Source organism: Microbacterium sp. Cr-K32 (genome assembly GCF_000708345.1).
GTDB lineage: Bacteria > Actinomycetota > Actinomycetes > Actinomycetales > Microbacteriaceae > Microbacterium > Microbacterium maritypicum_A.
In genome coordinates, this window is the sequence record NZ_JARD01000022.1 from 68,310 (window position 1) to 87,662 (window position 19,353).

Here is a 19,353-nt window from a genome sequence, read left to right on the forward strand (position 1 = left end):
CATGCGCTGTCCCCCGAGGAGTACCCATGGCCACGAAGACGAAGCCGCTCGCGCACGGCGGAGGAACGCTCAGACGAAATCTCGGACTGTGGGCGATCGTCGGGCTCGGGCTCGGATACATGACGCCGACGGTCGTGTTCGACACGTTCGGCATGGTCGCCCGTGACACCGACGACGTCGTACCGGCCGCCTACCTGGTCGCCTTGGTCGTGATGGTCTTCACGGCGATCAGCTACGGCAAGATCTCGAGCGCGATCCCGAGTGCCGGTTCGGCGTACACGTACGTGCGCGAGTCGATCCACCCGAATCTGGGGTTCATGGTCGGGTGGACCTCGCTGATCGACTACGTGCTGCTGCCGATGGTCAACTGCCTCATCATCCGCAGCTACCTCGAAGCGCTGTTCCCCGAGATCCCGGGCTGGATCTGGGTCGTGCTGTACTGCATCCTCGTCACCACCATCATCTACCTCACGATGCGCGGCACCTCGAACATGAACATGATCCTCCTGGTGTTCTCGATCGTCGTCATGGCCGTGTTCGTGGTGATGGTGATCGCCCAGCTGATGCGCGGCGAGGGGGCGGGAACGGTCGCGTCGATGACCCCGTTCTTCCACGACGGCGCCACGATGGGCGCGGTGCTGATGGGCGCCACGATCGTCTGCTTCTCGTTCATCGGCTTCGACGCCGTCACGATGTACGCGGAGGAGGCGAAGGATCCGAAGATCATGCCGAAGGCCATCCTGTTGACGGTGCTGCTGGGCGGGGCGATCTTCCTGATCTCGGGTTACCTCACGCAGTTGCGCTTCCCCGACTGGAACGAGTTCGCGCCCGGCGGCGACATGCAGTTCGTCGAGGACTCCACCCTCCCGATCATCGGCAACCTGGTCGGCGGACCCGTGCTCATGGCGGTGCTCACCGCGGCCGGTTTCTGCGCGACCCTCGCCTCGGGCCTCGCCTCGCACGCCTCGGTGTCGCGCATGCTGTTGGTGATGGGGCGCAACAACGTGCTGCCGCAGAAGGCGTTCGGCTACATCAACCCGCGCACCCACACGCCGACGTTCAACATCGTGCTGGTCGGCGCCATCTCCCTGCTGGCGATCCCGTTCACCCTGGAGCTGATCGCGGCGTGGATCAACTTCGGGGCGCTGATCGCCTTCACGTTCGTCAACATCTCGGTGATCGCCTGGTTCGCGATCCGCAAGGGCCGTCGCAAGACGCCCGGCGACATCTTCAACTTCATCGTGATGCCCGGCATCGGCATGGTCCTCACCGGCCTGCTCTGGGCGAACCTGCATGAAGACGCTCTGCGCGGGGGCCTCGTGTGGACCGCGATCGGGGTCGTCTACCTCGCGATCATCACGAAGGGCTTCCGCAAGAAGGTCGTCGCGTTCGACGAGAACCAGGCGGTGACCGGGTACAACAAGGTCGTCAAGGTGCCCGTCGACGAGAGCTGACGTCGGCTCCGTGACGCAGAAGAGCCGCCTTCCGAAGAGGAAGGCGGCTCTTCGCCGCAGGAAGGGACGGATCAGATGACGCCCTGGGCGAGCATCGCCGCGGCGACGCGTTCGAAGCCGGCGATGTTGGCGCCGGCGACGTAGTCGCCCGCGACGCCATGACGCTCCGCGGCGTCGAAGGCGGCATCGTGGATGTCACCCATGATCTCGCGCAGCTTGTTCTCGCTGTCGCCGAAGCTCCAGCGCTGACGGGAGGCGTTCTGGCTCATCTCGAGCGCCGAGGTCGCGACACCACCGGCGTTCGCGGCCTTGCCGGGGGCGAACAGCACACCGGCCTTCTGGAAGGCGTCGACGGCATCCGGCACGCAGGGCATGTTCGCGCCCTCCGACACGGCGCGCACGCCGTTGGCGATCAGTGCCTCCGCGTCGGCGAGGGAGACCTCGTTCTGCGTGGCGGACGGCACGGCGATGTCGACCGGCACCTCCCACACGCTGCCGCCCTCGACGAAGCGGGCGCTCGGGCGGCGGTGGGCGTACTCGACGATGCGGGCGCGCTCGACCTCCTTGATCTGGCGCAGCAGGTCGACGTCGATGCCGGCATCGTCGACGACGTAGCCGGAGGAATCGGAAGCCGTCACCGCGGTGGCGCCGAGCTGGGTGGCCTTCTGGATCGCGTAGATCGCGACGTTGCCGGATCCCGAGATGCCCACACGCTTGCCGCTCAGGGAGTCGTCGTGCACGGCGAGCATCTCCTGCGCGAAGAAGACCGCGCCGTAGCCGGTGGCCTCGGTGCGCACTTCGGCACCACCCCACCCCGTGCCCTTGCCGGTGAACATGCCGGACTCGTGGCGGTTGGTGACCTTGCGGTACTGGCCGAACAGGTAGCCGATCTCGCGGCCGCCGACGCCGATGTCGCCCGCAGGAACATCGGTGTGCTCGCCGAGGTGGCGGTACAGCTCGTTCATGAACGACTGGCAGAAGCGCATGACCTCGGCGTCGGACTTGCCGTGCGGGTCGAAGTCGGAGCCGCCCTTGCCGCCGCCGATGCCCTGACCGGTGAGCGCGTTCTTGAAGATCTGCTCGAAGCCGAGGAACTTGATGATCGACAGGTTCACCGAGGGGTGGAAGCGCAGTCCGCCCTTGTACGGGCCGAGCACCGAGGAGAACTGGATGCGGTAGCCGCGGTTGACCTGCAGCTTTCCGGAGTCGTCGATCCACGGCACGCGGAAGAGGATCTGACGCTCGGGCTCGACGAGCCGTTCGAGGATGCCGCCGTCGACGTACTCCGGGTGGCGTTCCAGGACCGGGGCGATCGAGTGCAGCACCTCGTGGACGGCCTGGTGGAACTCCGGCTCGTGCGGGCTGCGGGAGAGCACCGTGTCGAACACGGGCTGCACCGATGCGGCGAGCGGATGGAAGTCGGCGGGAGACGAAGCGGTCACGCGGAAGAGCTTTCTGGTGGGGGATGGTGGTGCAGGCGATCGTGTCGCGTGAGGCTGTGCCGGATCCGGCAGAGATTTCACTCTAGTGGGCACCGAAAGCGGGGGTTCCCGCCGGTTCGGTGGCGACGTCGGTCACCCGGTGTTCTGCAGGCCGGCGGCCACACCGCTGACGGAGAGCAGCAGCAGTCGCTGCTGCTCTCCGTCAGCGCCGGAGCCCGTGGGATCCTCCGCGGCCGAGCGGAGGGCCCGCAGCGCACGCAGCTGCAGGAGCGAGAGCGCGTCGACGTACGGACTGCGCAGCTGCACGGCGCGCTGCAGCACGGGCTTGTTCTCGAGCAGACTTTCGCCGCCGGTGAGACGGATCACCCAGCGCCGCGTCGTCGCGAGCTCATCGAGCACGAGCCGCGCCAGGTCGTCGCGGTCGCCGAGGGCGAGGTACTGGCGGGCGATGCGCTCGTCGGTCTTCGCGAGGCTCATCGCGACGTTGTCGATCATGGTGCGCAGCAGTGGCCACTCCCGGTACGCCTCGACGAGCAGCGCCTCATCGCCGACGGCGTCCAGAGCGGTGCCGAGGCCGAACCATCCGGCCAGGTTGATGCGCGCCTGCGTCCACGCGAACACCCACGGGATCGCCCGCAGGTCTTCCAGCGACTCCACCGACAGTCCGCGGCGGGCGGGGCGGGAGCCGAGCGCGAGCAGACCGATCTCCTCCATCGGGGTCACGGTGGCGAACCAGGGAGCGAAACCCTCCGCCTTCACGAGGGAGAAGAAGCGCTCGCGGGAGGCGGCGTCCATGATCGATGCGACCTCGGCGTACCGCGCGGCCGCCCGGCTCGTGCGCTCCTCCTCGGTGGGGGAGGAGGCGAGCAGCGTCGCCGCGGCGACCTGGTCGATGTGACGCATCGCGATCGCGGGCTCACCGTAGCGCGCGAAGATCACCTCGCCCTGCTCGGTGAGCTTGAAGCGGCCGTCGACCGAGTGCGGCGGCTGCGCGAGGATCGCGGAGTTGGCGGGGCCGCCGCCGCGTCCGAGGGCACCCCCACGACCGTGGAAGAGGGTCAGCTCGATGCCGGACTCCCGGGCCCACCGCGCGATCTTCTCCTGCGCCTCGTACAGGGCGAGGTTCGCGGCCACCGGGCCGACGTCCTTCGACGAGTCGGAGTAGCCGAGCATGACTTCGAGCCGGTTGCCGGTGGCGGCCATGCGCTCGCGGAACTCCGGGAACGTCACGGCTTCCTCGAGGATGCCGGGAGCCGCCTGCAGGTCGGCGAACGTCTCGAACAGCGGCACCACGTCGAGCACCGGAGCGTCGTCGCCGAGGGCGTAGTGGGCGAGGCGGTGCACATTGGCGAGGTCAGAGGCGGCTTGGGTGAACGAGACGACGTAGCGCCCGGCGGCGCGCAGCCCGCGGTCGCGCTGGATATCCGCGATCGCGCGGAACACCTCCAGCACCTCCTCGGTCTGCGCGCTGACGGCCTCTCCCGCCTCGAGTTCTGCCAGTGCCTTCGCGTGCACCTGGGAGTGCTGACGCACCTCCAGCTCGGTGAGGTGGAAGCCGTAGGTCTCGACCTGCCAGATCAGGTGCTGCACGCCGCCGAACGCATGGCGCTTCGCGCCGGCATCGGCGAGCGACGCCTGCACGGCGCGCAGATCTGACAGCAGCTCCTCGGGACGTGCGTACGCCTGGGCGCTGTCGTCACCCCGGCGCGTGGCGGCGACGCGACGCGCCAGGATCAGCAGCACGCGGCGGTGCGGCTCGTCGGGAGAGCGGGTGGCGAGCTCGGCTGCCAGCGCGGGCTCTGCAGCGGCGAAGCTCTCCCAGAGTGCGGTGACCTCGGCGCTGGGCGGCGTGTCGTCTGAGGCGAGCGTGAGCGTCCGGCCGATGCGCTCCAGCGCACGCTCGAGCCCGCGCAACACGTGGTCCGCCGCGATCTGCGAGGCCTCGCGCGTGACGGACGCCGTGACGAAGGGATTGCCGTCGCGGTCGCCGCCGACCCACGAGCCGATCCGCACGAAGGCGGGGACGACGGGGGCGCTGGCACCCGAGTCCTCTCCCCGGAGCGCGTCGTCGATGCGACGGTACACATGAGGCACCGTCGTGAAGAGCGTTTCGTCGAAAACGCCCATCACGGTGCGGACCTCGTCTGTCGGAGACGGCTTCTGGGAACGCAGCGGAGCGGTGCGCCAGAGCGTGTCGATCTCCTCCAGCATCCGTCGGCGGGCACGGTGCTCTTCCGATCCGCCCTCGCTCGCGGCGTCGTGCTGCGTGAGCAGCTCCGACAGGCGGCGGATGCTCGACGAGACCGCACGGCGGCGGGCCTCGGTCGGGTGCGCGGTGAAGACCGGGTGGAAGCGGAGGCCCTCCAGGCGGCGGCGCGCCTCGTCATCGCCGACCTCGGTGCGCAGCCGGGCGTAGGCGGTCGCGACGGTGTCGGCGGCGTCCTCACGTCCCGGCTGTCCGGCACGCTCGCGCAGCACGCGCACACGCTGGTGCTCCTCGGCGAGGTTGACCAGGTGGAAGTAGCAGGTGAAGGCGCGGGCGACCTCGTCGGCCCGCTCGACCGTGAACGACTCGGCGATCGCGGCCGCGCGCTCGAACGCGTCGGGGGTCTCCTCGTCGTAGGCCTGGATCGTCGCGAGTCGCAGCCGTTCGACGTCTTCGAAGAGGCCTTCGCCGCCGGCTTCGCGCAGCACCTGCCCGAGCAGCTGCCCGAGCATCCTGACGTCTGTGCGCATCGCATCCGGGATGCCGCGGCCGGCTTCGAAGCGGCCGATCACGCGGATGGCCTCGGTGTTCGTGGGCTCGGAGAAGGAGTGTGCGGGGGTCACCCTTCGAGAGTATCCCTCGGGGAAGGGGTGTCCTGCACGCATGACGGACTGCGTCCGGGCACGCGATCGAGAGAAGCCCCGGGGCTTCCCGGCGACCTACGATGGGGGGAATGCGCATCTCAGCGAATCCCCTCCGCGGACAGCAGTTCCCTGCCGTCCTCCTCCTCGTCGCGGCCGGGCTCGGGCTGCTCCTCGCGAACCTCCCGACGCACGACGCGCTCGCCGCCTTCCTCGACTTCCACATCGCGATCCCCGGCACCGCTCTCGACCTGTCCATCGCGCACTGGGTGTCCGACGGTCTTCTCGCCGTCTTCTTCCTCGTCGTGGCCATCGAGCTGCGTCACGAACTGACCCACGGCGAGCTCGACTCCCCACGCAAGGCCGTGCAGCCCGCGATCGCGGCAACCGGAGGCGTGCTCGTCCCGATCGCGGTCTACCTCCTGATCGCCGGCGGCGACGGCACCACGGCGCCGGGCTGGCCCATCCCCACGGCGACCGACATCGCCTTCGCCCTCGGGGTGCTGGCGATGTTCGGCAAGGGGCTGCCGTCGCGGGTGCGCGTCTTCCTGCTCGCGCTGGCCATCCTCGACGACATCATCGGCATCATCTTCATCGCGGTGCTGTTCGCCGACGACGTGCAGTGGCTGCTGTTCGGCCTCGCGATCGTCGGCGTCGCGGTGTTCTGGGCGCTGAGCCGGCTCCTGCACGCCAAGGGGCACCCGCTGATCGCGGTGGCGATGGTCCTGGTCGGCGTGCTCACCTGGGGCCTGGTCGCTTCCTCCGGCATCCATGCCACGATCGCCGGTGTGCTGCTGGGCCTCGTGATGTCGCCCGTTCCCGCCGGTCGCACCCGGCATGCGCTCGAACCGACCGTGAACGGTGCGATCCTGCCGCTGTTCGCGTTCGTCGCGGCGTTCGTCGTGATCCCCGCCGTGTCGATCACGCAGCTGTCGCCGGCGTTCTGGGCCATCGTGGTGGCCCTGCCCGTGGGCAAGATCATCGGCATCTCGCTGTTCGGCTGGCTGGCGATGCGCATCCGCCCGAAGGGCGCCGATCCGGCGCTGCCGTTCGCCGACATCCTCGCCGCGGGAGCCCTCGGCGGCATCGGCTTCACGGTCTCTCTGCTGCTGGCGAATCTCGCCTTCGCCGACGACGGCGGCATCAGGGACCAGGCGATCCTCGGCGTGCTCGTGGGGTCGCTGATCGCTCTCGTGCTCTCCGGGATCATCGTGTCGCTGCGGGCCCGCTGGTACCGTCGGGTCGCATCCGCAGCATCCTGAGAGGCATCATGACGGGAAGTCCGACTCGGGGCCTCTCCGCGCCCGACCGATTCGAGGAGGAAGCGTGAGCGCTCAGCCCGAGACCGATGCCGGCGTCGACGACGCACAGGATCCGCTCCGTCAGGCCGCCGACACCATGCACGCGGTCAGGGACCGCTGCGTGTGGTCGCAGCAGATCACGCACCGCGACCTCGTGCCGTACCTCATCGAGGAGTCGCACGAGGTGATCGACGCGGTCGAGGCCGGCAGTCGCGACGACCTTCGCGAGGAGCTGGGCGATCTGCTGTGGCAGGTGCTGTTCCACTCCGCCATCGCGGCTCAGGACCCGGATGATCCGTTCGACATCGACGATGTGGCGCGCACGCTCACCGAGAAGATGGTGCGTCGCCATCCTCACGTGTTCGCCGGGGAGGTCGCCGACACCCCCGAACAGGTGCTGGTGCACTGGAACGCGGCGAAGGCGGCCGAGAAGCGCACGCGACGCAGCGTGCTCGACGGTGTGCCGCGGGGGATGCCGGCGCTCGCGCTCGCACAGAAGCTCGCGGGCCGCGCCGCCGGTGCGGGCGTGACGATCGACCCGACACCGGCCGCCGTCTCGCCGGACTCGGAAGCGGAGCTCGGCGAAGCGCTCCTCGCCCTCGTCGCGACGGCGCGCGCCGAGGGCTGGGATGCCGAGCGGGCGCTGCGCGAGCGGCTGCGGGTGCTCGAAGACGACGTGCGCGCGGCCGAAGCCGCCTCCTGACGCCCGGCGCGACGACGCCGACAGACCTGGGAAGATGGAACCGTGGCTACCGTGAATCCGCCGCGCGGCATGCGCGACATCCTCCCCGCCGACAAGGCCCGCCGTGAGCGTGTGCTCTCCGTCATCCGCGAGCGCTACCTCGCACACGGATTCGACGAGATCGAGACGCCCGTCGTCGAGGACTACGAGCGACTGCATGCCGGTATCGGTGGCGACAACGAGAAGCTCTCCTACAACATCCTGCGCCGTGGTCTCGATGCCGATGCGATCCGCGCCGCCGCCGACGACCCGGCCGCGCTCTCCGATCTCGGCCTCCGGTACGACCTGACCGTGCCGCTCGCGCGCTTCTACGCGAGCAACCGTGGTCAGCTCCCCACCGTGTTCCGCTCGATCCAGATCGGTCCGGTCTGGCGCGCCGAGCGTCCGCAGAAGGGCCGCTACCGTCAGTTCGTGCAGTGCGACATCGACATCATGGGCGATGACTCCTCGCGCGCCGAGGCCGAGCTGATGGTCGCCTCGCTCGACGCCGTCGACGCGCTGGGCCTCGAGGGCGCGACCGTGCGCATCAACGACCGCCGGGTGCTGGATTGGATGCTCGACAGCTTCGGGTTCACGGCGGAGGAGCGCCCAGGGGTGCTCATCACGATCGACAAGCTCGACAAGATCGGCCCCGAGGGGGTGGCGACCGAGCTGCGGGAGCGCAGTGCCTCGACTGCGGCCGCCGACGCGTTCGACGCCTTCCTGCGACGTCCGCAGACCATGGAGTATCACCCGTTCGGCGAGCGGCAGATCCGCAAGGCGCTGCCCGAGGGGGCACCGGCCGAGCTGATCGAGCACCTGGTCGGCATCGGCGAGGCCGTGGCCGCGGGGCGCGGGCAGTCCGACATCCCGCTCGTCTTCGATCCGTTCCTCGTGCGTGGCATGGCGTACTACACGGGCACGATCTTCGAGCTCGCGCACCCCTCCGTCGGGTACTCGCTCGGAGGTGGCGGCCGGTACGACGGCATGATCGGGCGCTTCCTCGGGCAGCAGGTACCGGCGGTGGGCTTCTCGCTCGGATTCGAACGCCTGGTCGACTTGATCGCCGATGAGGCCGATGCCGGGGCGCGGGCGGTCGTGCTCATCCACGATGCCGAAGTTCCGGTGCACGAGCTGGTCCGGCACAAGGCGGCACTGATCGCCGGCGGGGCCAGGGTGCGGCTCGAGCGACGCACCAAGAACGTCAAGGCGCTGCTGGAGCGATCGGCTGCCGACGGCTACACCGCCTTCGCGACCGTCTCCACCGGTGCCGACGAGCTGGAGCTCAAGCCGCTCTCCTGACGAGCCGGGGTCGTCGCCGGATCCCGTTCACGCCGCGTTCACGGTGTCGGGATGGAATCAGGGCGTGAGCCGCTTCCGCATCCCCGTTCTGGCCGGGGCGACACTCGTCGCGCTCCTCATCGGCTTCCGGCTCGTGCTCGGCCGACAGGCGGCGCTCGCGCGACGGCGGATCGGGAAGCCGCTGGGGGAGGAAGCACTCGATGCGGATCGCCTCTGGCGTCGAGGTCTCGACGGAGCGCCCCTCGACCTGCTGGTGCTCGGCGACTCGATCGCCGCGGGTCTCGGAGCCGAGCACCGCAAGGAGACGCTCGGCGGGCGTCTGGCGAAGTCGACAGGACGCCGGATGCACCGCCCCGTGAGGCTGCGCACGGCGGCAGCGGTCGGTGCGGAGTCGCCCGATCTCCCCGCTCAGCTCGACGCCCTGCCCGCCGAGTACCGCCCACACGTGGCCGTGATCGTCGTCGGAGGGAACGACGTGACCCACCGGCTGCCGGTGGGGCTGTCCGCGCAGCATCTGCACGAGACGATCCGCCGGCTGCGCGAGATGGGTGCCGAGGTCGTCGTGGGCACCTGCCCCGACCTCGGTGCGTTGCGCGCCGTGCCGCAGCCCCTCCGGCGGATCGCGTCGAGCCTGTCGCGCCGTCTCGCTGAGATCCAGGACGAGACGGCCCGACAGGCGGGCGCCGAGCCGGTGGATCTGCGCCACGCGGTGGGATCGATGTTCTTCGACGAGCCCGAAGCGATGTTCAGCCTCGACCGCTTCCATCCGAGCGCGCTCGGGTATCGCCGCACAGCCGAGGCGCTGCTGCCGGCGGTGTATCGCGCGGCGGAGAGGTCGCTCAGCTCGCGCCGTCCGTCGGCTCCGCGCTGAACGACGCTGCCCATTCGGCCACCCGGCGGCTGCTCTCCTCGTCGGAGATGTCCTCGACCCGGGTCATGACCGACCAGCGCACACCGAACGGATCGCGGATGCTGGCGAACCGGTCGCCCGAGACGAAGGGCGCGGGCGCTTCACGCACGGCCGCTCCCGCGGCGACGGCCTTCTCGACGACCGCATCGACGTCCGAGACGTACAGACCCATGGAGTAGCAGTCGTCGTCGCCGTCGGGGGAGCGCACGAGGTGGTAGTCGGGGTTCGGCTCTCCGAGCTGGAGCAGGCCGAGACCGAAGTCGAGGTCGGCGTGCGCGACCACCCCGCCGAACTCCGTGACGTCGATGACGCGGGCGCCGAAGACGTCGCGGTAGAACTCGATCGCCTGTTTCGCGTCGGGGATCGCCAGGAAGGGCGTGAGGGAGGTGGCGCTGTTCGGGCGCCCGTTCGTCGTGTATGTCCCGTTCGCCCCGGTCGTCGGGGCGTTCGCGGTGGTCTTCGCGGTGGTGTCGTTCGTGGTGTCGTCAGTGCTCATGCCGCCACGTTAGGCGGGTCGGGATGGCGGTGGCTTGAAGATCTGCGACAGCATCCGGATGTCGGGTCCGGAGCCTACGCTGGGGCTATGGTGAACCCGAGCCGCGGTGTGCTGTATCCCGCACGTCTGCCGCAGTTCCATCGGTTGCCGGCACCGTCGTCGGTGGCGGATCTGGTCGCGTGGTTCTGGATTCCGGAGTGGGACATCGAGCCCGGGCGCTCGTCGCGGCAGGAGGTGGTCGCCTATCCGGCGCTCAACCTCGTCGTCGATGCGGATGCCGTGACGCTGTCGGGCGCGACCACCCGCCTGTCCCACCGCGATCTGCAGGGGAGCGGATGGGCTGTCGGTGCCCTTCTGCGACCGGCAGCAGTCGTCGCGCTGATCGACGATCCGTCATCCCTGGTCGACGCGGAGCGGGTGCTCGACGCGGGAGAGGTCGTCGCCGACCTCCGCCGTGCCGTGGCCGACGCGATGGAGGCGGGTGAAGGGCGCCGGGAACGGGCGGTCGAGGCTGTCTCCCGGTGGCTCGAGAAGCGTGTGGGACCGGTTGGCGAACCTGCACGCCAGGCCAATGCCGCCATGGAGGTGCTGATGGGAGACGGGGCCGCCCTCACCACAGAGGAGGCCGCCACACGCCTGGCGGTCTCGGTGCGGACCCTGCAGCGCATGACGCACCGCCACGTCGGGCTCTCGCCGGCCGCGATGATCCGGCGTCGGCGCCTGCAGGAGGCGGCGCAGCGGGTACGCGACGAGCCGGGAGTCGACCTGGCTTCGATCGCCGCAGAACTCGGGTACGCCGATCATGCGCATCTCACGCGGGACTTCCAGGCTGTGCTCGGCATCGCGCCGCGGGTGTACCGTTCCGAGACGCGCGGCTGAGATCGGACAGGCGGAGCCCCGGAGTCGCGAGAGCTCGACCCCGAGGGCTCAACCCCGAGGAGCTCAGCGCCCGAGGAGTTCAGGCCCGTGTGAGCCGCAGACGCAGCAGGCGGTATCCGATGCCGAGCAGCACGACGGCGGTGCCGATGATCGACGCGAACACGGGCAGGGTGTTCACCAGGACCAGACATCCGAGGGCACCGAGAACCTGCAGCGCTCGCGGGTAGCGTCGCGCACGCCCGCGCTGCCGGAAGGCCGCGGCGTTCGCGATGAGGTAGTAGAGGAGGACACCGAAGGAGGAGAAGCCGATGGCACCGCGCAGGTCGGCGACGAGCACGATGGCGATCACGATGAGGGCGATGGTGATCTCGGCACGCTGCGGAACCTGGTGGTTCCGGTCGATCTTCGCGAGGAACCGCGGAACATCGCCCTCGCGGGCCATCGCCAGGGTCGTGCGGCCGATTCCGGTCAGCAGCGCCAGGAGCGCGCCGAGCGAGGCGGCAGCCGCGGCCACGCGGAGCACCGGAATCCACACCGATGCACCGGCTGCGGCGAGCAGATCGACCAGCGGCGCCGTCGCCCCGATCGCTTCGGCACCGAGCACGAGCACGACGACCGACCCGACCAGTGCGTACACGACGACGGCGCCGCCCAGGGCGAACACGATCGCACGGGGGATCGTGCGGGCGGGGTCGACGACCTCTTCGCCCATCGTCGCGATGCGCGCGTATCCGGCGAACGCGAAGAACAGCAGCCCGGCTCCCTGGAGCACCCCGTAGACCGTCGCCTCGGGCAGCGGAGGAGGAGCGGCCGTCGGGGCAGCTGCTATACCGAATCCGACCGCGACCGCGAGCCCGAGCAGCGAGCACACCACGAGGATGCGGGTGACCAGTGCTGTGCGGGTCACACCGAAGCAGTTCACGACGGCGAGAAGCACGACGGCCGAGACGGCGACGGGCACCTGCCAGCCGGCGGGGGCTGCATAGGCGGCGAACGTCATGGCCATGGCTGCGCAGCTCGCGATCTTGCCGATCACGAAGCTCCACCCCGCGATGAAGCCCCACCAGGGGCCGATCTCGGCGCGGGCATAGGCATACGTGCCGCCGGCGACGGGGTGGGCGGCGGCGAGCTGCGCCGACGAGGTGGCGTTGCAGTACGCGACGACGGCGGCGATCGCGAGGGCGATGAGGATCCCGCTCCCGGCGACCCCGATCGCGGGTGCCCACACCGCGAAGACGCCGGCGCCGATCATCGATCCGAGGCCGATGGCGACGGCATCCGCGAGTGTCAGGCGACGGGCGAGGGGCATCCCGTCATCGTGGCACGCGGCGGTGAACGGCGGGTGACGCCGCCCCCGCGTGCGCCCCAGCCGTCACTGCGGCGGGCAGGGTGAGGGTGGCGGGATCGGAGCCTCCCACACGCACGGTCTGCTCGCTGGCGATCAGGCGCGAGTGATCGCGCACCGGATCATCGGTGCCGGAGTTGCGCAGATGCAGCGGGTGGGCGCCGGACGACACCTGCACGCGCAGACGCGACCCTGCGGCGAAGCGGTGGGCAAGGGGCGCGAGTTCGAGCCGGATACGGCCGGTGTCGTCGGTGCCGGTGTCGTCGGTGCCGGTTTCGTCGGGCGAGAGACGTCGATACCCGTCGGTGACCGCTCGGGAGACGCCCCTGGAGTCGACCTCGCAGAGACGCACGAACAGGTCGGCTCGAGGATTCGACGATGCGAGACGCAGGGCGATCTCGGGCACTCCGATGACGATCAGGTCTTCCGGAAGCGGATCACCGGTGAACACGAGGACATCGTCCCGGCGTTCGCGGGTGCTTTGTCTGCGTCGCCCTGCGGAGAAGGGATTGAGCGTGCGTCCGCCCCCGTCCGGCGTCGGGTCCGCCGGGTCGTAGCGGTATGTCAGCTCGGCGGTGGGGTGCTCGACACCGCTTCGGTCGAGTCGTCCGTCGGCGGTGAGGGCCATCGACATCGCCGAATGCGGCGGGGGCCAGATCTCCAGCTCCCGCGGGCCACCTCCTCCGGTCACGTCGAGGCGTACGCCCTCCGCGGCGGCGTCCGCGCGGAAGGAGCGCAGTACCTCGCGGGCGCCGATCACCGTGATCTCGGGGGCACCGTGCACCCAGTCGCCGATGATGAGGCGCACCGGGCGCCCCGCATCGCGGAGTGCGGCGTAGTCCGCCAGCTGACCGACCAGGAACAGGTCCTGCCATCCGGCCACGAGAGTGACCGGCGGGATGCTCTCGATGTCCTGTGCGAAGTGCATCGGCTCCCACCAGGGGTCGCCTTCGTCGCTGTGCTCGACCCAGTCGCGGAAGAACTGCGGGTCCGCGCCACGTGCCACGCGCACCGCGTCTGCAGGCGGGATCGCGAGCGCACCCCGACGGAAGGCGCGGCGGGCGCGCAGCAGTGCCCACGCCTTCGACGGCAGCGACCGCTCCTGGATGTCCAGCGCGTACGCCCACGTGAGCGGCGTGTCGATCGAGAATCCGCCGCCCGGGTAGAGGATCGCGTCGTCGAACCGCCGTGCCGAGATCGCGATGCCCAGGGCGTCCGGACGCACGTCGCCGTCGCAGTAGGCCCACTGGGTCACGCCGAAGTAGCTTCCGCCCCAGGAGTGCACGCGTCCTGTCGCCCACGGCTGCGCGCGCAACCACCGCATCGTCGCCTGTCCGTCGGAGACCTCGTCGTGCAGCGGGTCGAACACTCCTCCCGACCCGAATGTGCCCCGGCAGCTCTGCACCACGACATGGTGCCCGCGTTCGGCGAGGAACAGGGCCACCCCGGCGATGCCGTCACGCCCGTACGGGGTGCGGATCAGCACGGTGTGCCCGTCGGATCCCTCCGCATGCCAGTGGTCGGTGAGGAGTGCGGCTCCGTCGTCCGCCGAGACCGGGATGTCGGCCGTGCGCGTGACCTTCCGATGCGTCTGTGGGGGCATGTCGACGGATCGGGAGAGGCGTCGGTACTCACGGCGGGCTGTGCCGCCGAGACGGGGAGCATCGGTCATCGCACGCCCTTCACTCTGGTGACCGCGAATGCGGCGATCACGGCCATCACGACCGCGCCGATGTAGAGGGCCGCGAAGTTCTCACCTGTCGGCGAGCCTATGCGGGTGGCGAAGAATCCGAAAACGGGCACGAGGATGCCCGGCAGCAGATAGGCGAGGGCCACGATGCCGAGATCCTTGCCGGCGTCATCCACGGAGGGGAGGCACTCCGTCATCAGGGCGACATCGGCCGCGATGTAGGCGCCTTGACCGGCCCCGACGACCGCGATCCCGACGAGGAAGAACGCGATGTCACCGAAGGAGATCGCCAGTATCAGGCCTCCCGCGCTGGCGAGTGCGCCGATGACGACGCTCGGCTTGCGGCGGCCCGTGCGATCGGAGATCACCCCGAACACGAATGCCATCACCAGGTTCATGAGCGTGAAGGCCGCCGTGGCCTGCGTCTGCACCGCGGCGATCTCCGTCGGGTCGTCGATGCCGAAACGGCCCGAGATCGTCAGGTAGAGGTAACTCGTGACCGACACGATCGATGCGGTCATGAAGAAGCGGCACAGCCAGGCCCAGGCGAAGTCGGGGTAGCGGCGCGGGCTCAGCCAGAACGTCGCCAGAACGGCGTTCCAGTCCATCGGGTCGGCGGGCTGCCGGCGACGGATGTCCTTCAGCGTGAAGAACAGCATCAGTGCCAGGAGCACGGAGAACCCGCCGGGGATCAGGAACATGCCGACCTGGCCGATCGGGGCGACCACTCCGGCAAGCGAGACTCCGCCGAGGATCCCGATCGCGGTGGCGGCCCCCGTGACGGCCGACATGATGGCGCGGATGCTGCGGCGGATCTGGTCGGCGAACAGCGTGTGGACCGTCATCGACACGGCGCCCCAGCCGACCAGGACCAGGATGGTGCCGGCTCCGAGCACGAGGAGGGAGGGGGCGGTCGCCTGCACGACGTACCCGGCCAGGGCGATCAGCGAGCCGGAGAGGATCCAGGGGCGGCGGATGCCGAGGCGGGACATCGATCGATCGCTCAGGCGACCGAAGATCGGCGTCGTGATGAGGATGGCGGCGCCGCCGAGCGTGAGGATGATGCTGAGGTCGCCCGTCGCCTGGTCGGGGTCCCACTCCTTGAGGAGCTGGGGGATCGCGACGCTGGCGACGCCCTGGGCGATGCCGGATCCGAGCCACGCGAGCACGAAGGCGATCCAGAACCAGCGTGTCTGGCGCTGACCGGGGATCGCGTCGGTGGTGAGTGGCGGAGCGGGGTCTGCGGGGAAGACAGGATCGACTGCGTGGGTGGACATCATCGTCTCCGGATCTCGGTCGGGGTGGGGAAGGGTCACAGGTGCGCTCCCGTGGTCGTCACTGCATCCGCGGGGGAGTGGCCGGCGGAGCGGTAGGCATCGGCGAGTTCCCGGACGAAGACGTCGCGCCACTGGCGTGCCCCCTCCCACCGACCGGTCAGGCCGGGGGAGGCATGGTCGTGGCCGGCGCCGATGCGCAGGACCACGGGGACTCCGGCCTCGTGTAGCGCGTCGGCGTACGCCGTCGCGCCGTCCAGGAGGGGATCGAATTCGGCCGCGAGGATCAGGGCGGGAGCGAGGTCGCGGTGGTCCGGCGCGTCCAGCGGAGAAGCGTCGGCGAGGGGAGCGCCGGCGCGATAGACCTCGGCGAGGTGAATGGCCGCCTCCCAGTCCGCGGCGGCGAGGCGGCGGGGCATCGATGCGTCGACGAGGCGCAGCGCGGCCGGAAGCACTTCGAGCGCCTGGTGGTGCAGAGATGTTCCGGCGTCGCGCTCGCGCAGCGCGGCGGAGGCCGCGATGGTCGCGCCGGCGGAGTTGCCGCCCACGCCCAGCCGATCCGCATCGATCGCGAGCTCGTCGGCACGTTCGCGCAGATCCGCTAGGGCCGCGACGGCGTCGTCGACCGGAGCGGGGAACGGGTGCTCGGGTGCCAGCCGGTACTCGAGCGACATGATCTGGACGCCGGAGCGCAGTGCGCGATCCGCACAGAGCCGATCGTTGAGCGACTCGTCGATCGTGCCGCCGGTCCAACCGCCGCCGTGCAGCCACAGCATCGTGGGGAGGGCGCCCGGCGCAGCTGCGGTGCGGAACCGTCGGGCGCGCAGCGGACCTTCCCCTCCCGCCACCGTCAGATCGTCGATCTCCACGCCCGAGGGGACCGGCGCGGTGAACTCGGAGGCCAGGAGGTCGCTCAGCTCCCGCTGCGCCCGGCGACGCGCACCCATGGCGGGCGACTCCAGCTCGGGGAGGGTCGCGGAGAGCTCGCGGATGCGCTGGATCCACTCCAGGATCGCCGGACTCAGCGGCGACTCGTGCTGCTCCTGGTCGCTCATGACGGCGTCCTTCCATGGAGGGTGCGCAGCTCGGAGACGACCAGGCGATGCGCGGCATCCGCTGCGGGCACGAATCCAGTCGAACCGAGCGAGCCGTGCGTCTGCCCGATGAAGCGCATCGCGGTCACCGGGACCCCGGAGGTGGAGAGCGCTCGGGCATAGGCTTCTCCGTCGCCGCGCAGGGGGTCGAGCTCGGAGGTGAGGATCACGGCGGGAGGAAGCCCCTCGTGCGATGCGGCCCGCAACGGGGACGCATACGGGAGGCGAGCGGCCGCGGCATCCTCGCCGACATACTGCCGGACCAGGGTGCGGCCGACCGCGCGCACGATGACTCCCGGCATCCGCGCATCGATGCCGGCCATGTCGGCATGACCCATGGTCAGATCGAGTGCGGGGTTCTCCAGCAGCTGCAGGGCGATCGGATGCGCCGAGCGATCGCGGTTCATCAGCGTCACGGCTGCGGCGAGGTCGCCTCCCGATGAGGCCCCGCCCACGGCGAGGCGGTCCGGCGATGCCCCCAGCTCCGTCGCGTGGGTGTGCGTCCACTCGAAAGCCGCCCAGCACTGCTCCGGTTGGGTCGGGAACTGCTGCTCCGGGGCGTGGGCGTAGTCGGCGGCGACGATCACGATCCCCGCATCGCGTGCTCGGGCTCGGAACCGCGCGTCCCACGAGACCCAGTCGATCCCGGCGATCGTGAATCCGCCGCCGTAGAAGTACACCAGCGCGGGGAGGCCCGAGTCGGGTGGCGTGCGCTCCTCGCCGGGCCAGTAGACGCGCACGCGTACGTCGGGGTGCCCGTCGACCGGAACGATGTGCTCCTCGGCGGCGGTGGGGAGCGGCGTGATCCCGAGCGCGGCGCTCACGGTGTCGTCGTTCCTGGCAGCGACCCGGCGTCGTCCTGCGGGGTCTGCGGGTTCCTCCTCGAGCAGAGGCGCGACCCGCTCCTCCCACGCCGCCACGGCGCTGTCGAGGGTCGGGCGCCGGAATCGGGACCGGGGTGTCGGCATCGGGCATCTCCTTCGACGGTTCCGCACCGGTGGGTTCCGACCGGGGCGGGTTCCGACCTAGTCTGAGCAATCGAAGAACTTCGATGAAGAAGGGAGGTCCGAGCATGCGCGCACGACCGGGACGGGTCACCATCTACGACGTCGCGGAGCGCGCGGAAGTGAGCATCTCCACCGTGTCGCTGGCGGTGAGTGCGCCGCACAGGGTGCGACCCGAGACCCGCGAACGCATCGTCGCCGCGGCCACCGCGCTCGGGTATCGGATGACGCAGGGGCGGCGCGTGGGGGCCGCGCGCATCGCGGTCGCTGCACCGTTCACGACCTACCCCTCGTACCTGCGTCGCCTGTCCGGGATGCTCCGCAGGGCCAGGGATGCGGCGGTCGACATCATCCCCTACGACCTCGATTCGGCGGCGGCCGCCGATGAGCCGCTGCTCGACGTGCTGCCCACGCGCACGGACGCCACCGGCCTCGTGGTGATGGGGGTTCCGCTCGGCGGCGCGGCACGACGGGCGAGCAGGGCCGCGCGCATCCCGGTGGTCCACGTCGACGTGGTGCCGACGCGGTCGGACGTGGGAGGCCCGGTCGTCCTCGTCGACGACCGTGACGGCGGTGCGCAGATCGGCCGACACCTCGCCGGCCTCGGACATCGCCGTGTCCTGTTCGTGCACGAGCCGCAGCGCTCGCCGGCCTACGTGTCGGCCGGAATGCTCCGTATCGAAGGGCTCACGCAGCACCTGGCGATGACCGACCTGGCGGTCGCCGATCCCTCCGCGGTCGACGGCCGGGTGATCGCTGCGGCCCGCGCCGCGGGTGCGACGGCGATCGTCGCGAACCACGACCAGTTCGCCGCCGCGGTGCTGTCGGCGTTGCGCGCGGACCCCGACACCGCTCCGCTCGCTGTCGTCGGCTACGACGACGGCGAGGTCGCTGCGGCGCTCGACCTCACGACCGTGCGGCAGCCGTTCGAGGAGAGCGGTCGCACGGCTCTGGAGCTCGTCCTCGGACTGGTGTCGGGCGCATCGACCGCGCACGACACCGTGCGCCTCGCCCCCACCCTGATCGCGAGGGCGTCGACGCTCGCCGGCGGGATCAGCCCCGCGACGCGGTGACGCGCTTCTTCTCCCGGATGTAGACCTCGCGGCGCACCTTCGCGACGACGTCGCCCTCACGGTCGGTGATGACGGTCTCGAACCACTCGAGCACCTTGGCTCCGCCGCGTGCACGCTCGCGGATCTCCTCCGCCTTCTCCTTCGACACCTCGAATTCGGCGGTGAGCACGCCTCGGCCGGGCTTGAGGAACTCGATCTCGCCGCGGGTGTCCCACACGAGGTGGTCGCGTCCGAGCTGGTGCATGACCAGCATGAAGAAGTACGGGTCAGTCATCGCCGACATCGAGCCGCCGAACGCGGTCTTGACGTAGTTGCGGGTGAAGACGTTGACGTGCAGCTCGACGGTCGCGTGCGTCCAATCCTCGCTGAAGCGGCGGATGCGGATGCCGCTGAAGAGGTTGGGGATCCACAGGCTCATGCCGATCGCGAGACGGCGGGGAGTGATGCGCATGAAGGCCAGTGTGGGGCACCAGGGCGGAGCGACGAAGACGTCTGGAGGGTTGGCACAGTTGTTATAGTTC

General features: G+C 70.2%; 16 protein-coding genes. 7 read left to right on the forward strand and 9 right to left on the reverse strand.

Annotated features, from left to right (window positions below; genetic code table 11):
- The first annotated feature begins 26 nt into the window (after positions 1-26).
- Entirely contained in the window at positions 27-1,454 is a 1,428-nt protein-coding gene (locus GZ64_RS0111160; protein ID WP_197020523.1) for an APC family permease, read from the forward strand.
- A 71-nt stretch (positions 1,455-1,525) separates the two neighbouring features.
- On the opposite strand, the gene gdhA is transcribed toward GZ64_RS0111160, so the two are convergent.
- Both gdhA and GZ64_RS0111170 read right to left on the reverse strand, forming a co-directional pair.
- Positions 1,526-2,896 carry an NADP-specific glutamate dehydrogenase gene (gene gdhA, locus GZ64_RS0111165; protein ID WP_021199508.1) on the reverse strand — a complete coding sequence of 457 codons (1,371 nt, stop codon included), beginning with the start codon at positions 2,894-2,896 and terminating at the stop codon, positions 1,526-1,528.
- A gap of 132 nt (positions 2,897-3,028) precedes the next feature.
- A complete protein-coding gene (locus GZ64_RS0111170) occupies positions 3,029-5,725 on the reverse strand; it encodes a phosphoenolpyruvate carboxylase (RefSeq protein ID WP_029266603.1) in 2,697 nt (898 codons plus the stop codon).
- A 110-nt stretch (positions 5,726-5,835) separates the two neighbouring features.
- On the opposite strand from GZ64_RS0111170, the gene nhaA reads away from it, so the two are divergent.
- The 4 genes from nhaA (at position 5,836) to GZ64_RS0111190 (ending at position 9,938) form a co-directional block, all read left to right on the forward strand.
- A complete protein-coding gene (gene nhaA, locus GZ64_RS0111175; RefSeq protein ID WP_029260412.1) occupies positions 5,836-7,005 on the forward strand; it encodes a Na+/H+ antiporter NhaA in 1,170 nt (389 codons plus the stop codon).
- A gap of 136 nt (positions 7,006-7,141) precedes the next feature.
- Positions 7,142-7,747 carry a MazG family protein gene (locus GZ64_RS0111180; protein WP_208323757.1) on the forward strand — a complete coding sequence of 202 codons (606 nt, stop codon included), beginning with the start codon at positions 7,142-7,144 and terminating at the stop codon, positions 7,745-7,747.
- A 69-nt stretch (positions 7,748-7,816) separates the two neighbouring features.
- A complete protein-coding gene (hisS, locus tag GZ64_RS0111185; RefSeq protein ID WP_029266605.1) occupies positions 7,817-9,067 on the forward strand; it encodes a histidine--tRNA ligase in 1,251 nt (416 codons plus the stop codon).
- Between the two features lie 64 nt (positions 9,068-9,131).
- The gene (locus GZ64_RS0111190) at positions 9,132-9,938 is read left to right on the forward strand and encodes an SGNH/GDSL hydrolase family protein (RefSeq protein WP_029266607.1); all 807 of its coding nucleotides are present in this window, start codon (positions 9,132-9,134) and stop codon (positions 9,936-9,938) included.
- Here the strand turns inward: GZ64_RS0111190 and GZ64_RS0111195 are convergent.
- Positions 9,907-10,473 carry a VOC family protein gene (locus GZ64_RS0111195; RefSeq protein ID WP_029266609.1) on the reverse strand — a complete coding sequence of 189 codons (567 nt, stop codon included), beginning with the start codon at positions 10,471-10,473 and terminating at the stop codon, positions 9,907-9,909. The genes GZ64_RS0111190 and GZ64_RS0111195 overlap by 32 nt on opposite strands.
- 87 nt (positions 10,474-10,560) lie before the next feature.
- On the opposite strand from GZ64_RS0111195, the gene GZ64_RS0111200 reads away from it, so the two are divergent.
- Positions 10,561-11,352: a helix-turn-helix domain-containing protein gene (locus GZ64_RS0111200; protein WP_029266611.1), complete on the forward strand. Its 792-nt coding sequence runs from the start codon at positions 10,561-10,563 to the stop codon at positions 11,350-11,352.
- Between the two features lie 79 nt (positions 11,353-11,431).
- Here GZ64_RS0111200 and GZ64_RS0111205 read toward each other — a convergent pair whose 3' ends face one another.
- Genes GZ64_RS0111205 through GZ64_RS0111225 form a run of 5 tightly spaced genes read right to left on the reverse strand, consistent with a single transcriptional unit; the run spans position 11,432 to position 17,723 of the window.
- Entirely contained in the window at positions 11,432-12,661 is a 1,230-nt protein-coding gene (locus GZ64_RS0111205) for an APC family permease (protein ID WP_029266614.1), read from the reverse strand.
- A 4-nt stretch (positions 12,662-12,665) separates the two neighbouring features.
- A complete protein-coding gene (locus tag GZ64_RS0111210; protein WP_051667988.1) occupies positions 12,666-14,369 on the reverse strand; it encodes a CocE/NonD family hydrolase in 1,704 nt (567 codons plus the stop codon).
- On the reverse strand, positions 14,366-15,664 hold the full coding sequence (locus tag GZ64_RS0111215) for an MFS transporter (RefSeq protein ID WP_029266617.1): 1,299 nt from the start codon (positions 15,662-15,664) through the stop codon (positions 14,366-14,368). The genes GZ64_RS0111210 and GZ64_RS0111215 overlap by 4 nt, the downstream gene beginning before the upstream one ends.
- 35 nt (positions 15,665-15,699) lie before the next feature.
- Positions 15,700-16,716 carry an alpha/beta hydrolase fold domain-containing protein gene (locus GZ64_RS19110; RefSeq protein ID WP_051667990.1) on the reverse strand — a complete coding sequence of 339 codons (1,017 nt, stop codon included), beginning with the start codon at positions 16,714-16,716 and terminating at the stop codon, positions 15,700-15,702.
- Complete coding sequence (locus tag GZ64_RS0111225) at positions 16,713-17,723, reverse strand: alpha/beta hydrolase (RefSeq protein ID WP_029266621.1); 1,011 nt, start codon at positions 17,721-17,723, stop codon at positions 16,713-16,715. The genes GZ64_RS19110 and GZ64_RS0111225 overlap by 4 nt, the downstream gene beginning before the upstream one ends.
- A 104-nt stretch (positions 17,724-17,827) precedes the next feature.
- Here GZ64_RS0111225 and GZ64_RS0111230 point away from each other — a divergent pair, with 104 nt between their 5' ends.
- The gene (locus tag GZ64_RS0111230) at positions 17,828-18,832 is read left to right on the forward strand and encodes a LacI family DNA-binding transcriptional regulator (protein WP_029266623.1); all 1,005 of its coding nucleotides are present in this window, start codon (positions 17,828-17,830) and stop codon (positions 18,830-18,832) included.
- On the opposite strand, the gene GZ64_RS0111235 is transcribed toward GZ64_RS0111230, so the two are convergent.
- Positions 18,813-19,283 (reverse strand): PaaI family thioesterase, encoded by a 471-nt coding sequence (locus GZ64_RS0111235; protein WP_029266625.1) that lies wholly within the window; start codon positions 19,281-19,283, stop codon positions 18,813-18,815. The two genes, GZ64_RS0111230 and GZ64_RS0111235, sit on opposite strands and share 20 nt — an antisense overlap.
- Positions 19,284-19,353 lie beyond the last annotated feature (70 nt).

Bases quoted from the DNA above. Each gene is read 5' to 3' on its own strand.
- GZ64_RS0111160 (WP_197020523.1), top strand. From the start codon at position 27: ATGGCCACGAAGACGAAGCCGCTCGCGCACGGCGGAGGAACGCTCAGA.
- nhaA (WP_029260412.1), top strand. From the start codon at position 5,836: ATGCGCATCTCAGCGAATCCCCTCCGCGGACAGCAGTTCCCTGCCGTC.
- GZ64_RS0111180 (WP_208323757.1), top strand. From the start codon at position 7,142: ATGCACGCGGTCAGGGACCGCTGCGTGTGGTCGCAGCAGATCACGCAC.
- hisS (WP_029266605.1), top strand. From the start codon at position 7,817: ATGCGCGACATCCTCCCCGCCGACAAGGCCCGCCGTGAGCGTGTGCTC.
- GZ64_RS0111195 (WP_029266609.1), bottom strand. From the start codon at position 10,473: ATGAGCACTGACGACACCACGAACGACACCACCGCGAAGACCACCGCG.
- GZ64_RS0111200 (WP_029266611.1), top strand. From the start codon at position 10,561: ATGGTGAACCCGAGCCGCGGTGTGCTGTATCCCGCACGTCTGCCGCAG.
- GZ64_RS0111205 (WP_029266614.1), bottom strand. From the start codon at position 12,661: ATGCCCCTCGCCCGTCGCCTGACACTCGCGGATGCCGTCGCCATCGGC.
- GZ64_RS0111210 (WP_051667988.1), bottom strand. From the start codon at position 14,369: ATGACCGATGCTCCCCGTCTCGGCGGCACAGCCCGCCGTGAGTACCGA.
- GZ64_RS0111215 (WP_029266617.1), bottom strand. From the start codon at position 15,664: ATGTCCACCCACGCAGTCGATCCTGTCTTCCCCGCAGACCCCGCTCCG.
- GZ64_RS19110 (WP_051667990.1), bottom strand. From the start codon at position 16,716: ATGAGCGACCAGGAGCAGCACGAGTCGCCGCTGAGTCCGGCGATCCTG.
- GZ64_RS0111225 (WP_029266621.1), bottom strand. From the start codon at position 17,723: ATGCCGACACCCCGGTCCCGATTCCGGCGCCCGACCCTCGACAGCGCC.
- GZ64_RS0111230 (WP_029266623.1), top strand. From the start codon at position 17,828: ATGCGCGCACGACCGGGACGGGTCACCATCTACGACGTCGCGGAGCGC.
- GZ64_RS0111235 (WP_029266625.1), bottom strand. From the start codon at position 19,283: ATGCGCATCACTCCCCGCCGTCTCGCGATCGGCATGAGCCTGTGGATC.